We start from the raw sequence: 3,026 nt of genomic DNA, 5'->3' as shown, positions 1-3,026 counted from the left end.
ATTGAACCTTTTATTATAAATAAAAAACCTTTTATCTGAATTTTCGTTTTATATTGAAAGCGCAATCATTTTTTTGAGGGGGAGATTACATGGTAGCATTACTTGGATTTGCAATGGTATTTGTCTTTATGTTTTTGATTATGACTAAACGTATGTCAGCATTAGTAGCATTAATATTAATTCCAATTATTTTCGCATTAATTGGTGGATTTTATGCAAATATGGGTCCTATGATGTTAGACGGTATTAAAAAGTTAGCACCTACTGGTATTATGCTTATGTTCGCCATTTTATATTTTGGGATTATGATTGATAGTGGTTTATTTGATCCTGTCATTAGTAAAATTTTGAAATTTGTAAAAGGTGATCCTTTAAAAATTGTTGTTGGTACGGCTATCCTTACTATTATCGTTTCATTAGATGGGGATGGAACAACAACATATATGATTACAGTTTCCGCAATGTATCCACTATATAAACGTCTTGGGATGAATCCACTTATATTAGCTGGGGTTGTTATGTTAGGAGCAGGTGTGACAAATCTTACACCTTGGGGTGGACCAACAGCTCGGGTTATGAGTGCTCTTGGACTTGATGCATCAGAACTCTTCACACCACTTATACCAGGAATGATTGCTGGTGCAATTTGGGTAGTTTTCGTTGCCTACTATCTTGGAAAAAAAGAAAGAAAACGTTTAGGAATTATGGATGTACAATACTTAAAACACATGCAAACAATGGATGAGCAAGCTGCGACAGTTGAAGCTGAAATACATAAACGCCCGAAACTGCTATGGATTAACTTTTTATTAACTGCTTCCCTCCTCGTCTGTCTCATACTAGAAGTTATGCCGTTACCTGTTTTATTTACAGTCGCTTTTGCTATTGCTGTTATGATTAACTACCCTAACTTAGAACAACAAAAAGAGCGTATTGCGTCTCACGCTGGAAACGTATTAGCGGTTGTTTCTCTCGTCTTTGCTGCTGGAATTTTCACAGGTATTCTATCTGGAACAAAAATGGTAGATGCAATGGCTCAAAGTGTTGTTACTCTTATACCAGATGCACTTGGCCCCCAGCTTCCAATTATTACAGCTTTACTAAGTATGCCGTTCACATTTTTCATGTCTAATGATGCTTTTTACTTCGGTGTATTACCTATTTTAACGAAAGCTGCTGCAGCTTACGGAATTAGTGCAGCAGAAATGGGACGTGCTTCGTTACTCGGTCAACCTGTTCACTTACTGAGTCCCCTCGTTGCTTCCACTTATTTATTAGTCGGTATGGCAAAGGTTGATTTTGGTGAACACCAACGATTTACTTTACTTTGGGCTGTTGGAACGACAATGGTTATGTTGATTACTGGAATTGCAATTGGAATTATTCCAATATAAGATGAAACAATAAAAACAGTAGAGGAAATGTAATCCTCTACTGTTTTTATTGTTGTGAAAGTCCCCTATGAAGAAACGCGGAAATACCTTCTTTCTGGCCTCCCCACACTTCCATATATAAGCTCCGCATGCACTTTCTTTCCAGAGATCAAATACTCTAAATAGCGCCTCGAAGTTGATCGGCTTACACCTACCATTGAACTTAGCATCTCTGCAGTAATTCCCTCCTCATTAACAGTTAACATATGCTTTTTTATTTTTGCTAACGTTAAAGGATCGATTCCTTTTGGTGCATATTCTATTTGATTTGCCTGCACCCCTCTTTGAGACCATAGATGTTCAATCTGTTCTGAAGATAATTGAGCATTTTTCTTTAACTTCGTAATCTTCTTTTGATAACTTTCTAAACTTGTTTTAAACCGATCAAACGTAAGTGGCTTTACGATATAATCTGTTACTCCGCCTCGTAAAGCATGCCGCACTACATCCGTCTCTGATGCGGCTGTAATCATAATAATATCTGTATCATGCAAATTATGCCTAATATATGTGACGAGTTCAGTCCCTTGCATGTCAGGTAAATATACATCTAATAAAACGAGTTGCGGCTTTACAAACTCTAACCATTCCTTCGCCTGTTCCCCAGTCGTTGCTGTTCCAATTACTTTAAACCCCTCAATTTTTTCAGTAAAACGACGATGAATTTCCGCAATCCGAATATCATCTTCTACAATCAATACTTCAATCCCCTCATTCATTACAATTCGCCTCTCTCTTTCGGTAATGCAATGATAAATAAAGCACCACCTAAATCCCCTTTTTCAATCGCAATACTTCCATTTAAATCTTCCACTAACTCTTTCACTTTTGCTAACCCATATCCACGTTTTTCGCCCGCTTTCGTCGAAAAACCTTTATAGAATATGCTTGTAATTATTTCATCATGAACACCTTGTCCTGAATCTTCCACTTCAATTAATATTTCTTCTCCAATGTCTGTTACAAACATTCTTACTTTCTTATTATGCTCGTGATTTCTTTCAATTGCTTCAAATGCATTCGTAATCAAATTCCCTAAAATAGAAACAACGTAATTACTCTCAATATGCGGACTTAACTCTTCTAAACTACTTTCCCGATCTAACATAAAATCAATCTTCAACTCTCGCGCCCTATTATAAAATCCAATTAAAATCCCACCTAACCATGGATTTTGAATTCGTTTCATAATAAATTGAACGAACTCTTGATATACTGCCGTTTCCTTATGAATAAGCTCTAAAGCATCTTCATACGACTCTAATTGGATAAGACCCGAAAGCGTATATAATAAATTGTTATATTCATGCGTTTGTGCCCGCAATGCCTCTGTATATTGCCGCGTTTGAGACAATTCTGCTGTTAATTGATCCATTTCAGATTTCAGGCGTAAGCTGGATACTACACCCGTTACTTTATGATTAACTTTAATAGGTAGACGATTGGCAATAACATCCTGTCCCTTTATATTTAATTGGCGATCAAATTGTTCTTCTCCAGTTTGAAGTACATCCAGTATCGATGAATTAGGAATAACATCTAAAATAAATGCCCCTATTATATTTTGTTGTTTATCTAAAGAAAGGATATCGT

General features: G+C 36.3%; 3 protein-coding genes. 1 reads left to right on the top strand and 2 read right to left on the bottom strand.

Translation table 11 applies throughout. The annotated features are described in order from the left end of the window. The first annotated feature begins 89 nt into the window (after positions 1–89). Complete coding sequence (locus V7038_RS26890; protein ID WP_002113923.1) at positions 90–1,394, top strand: CitMHS family transporter; 1,305 nt, start codon at positions 90–92, stop codon at positions 1,392–1,394. A gap of 65 nt (positions 1,395–1,459) precedes the next feature. Here the strand turns inward: V7038_RS26890 and V7038_RS26885 are convergent, their stop codons facing one another. Continuing rightward, positions 1,460–2,152, bottom strand: coding sequence for a response regulator (locus V7038_RS26885; protein ID WP_002113922.1), 693 nt, complete (start codon positions 2,150–2,152; stop codon positions 1,460–1,462). Further along, positions 2,152–3,026 (bottom strand): sensor histidine kinase (locus V7038_RS26880; protein WP_335695894.1); only part of this gene is annotated, 875 nt, incomplete at its 5' end. The genes V7038_RS26885 and V7038_RS26880, both read right to left, overlap by 1 nt.

This window comes from Bacillus sp. JJ783, from assembly GCF_036963225.1.
Classification (GTDB): domain Bacteria; phylum Bacillota; class Bacilli; order Bacillales; family Bacillaceae_G; genus Bacillus_A; species Bacillus_A cereus_U.
The sequence above is the reverse complement of the archived record's forward strand: the minus strand, read 5'-3'. Positions and strand labels throughout refer to the sequence as shown.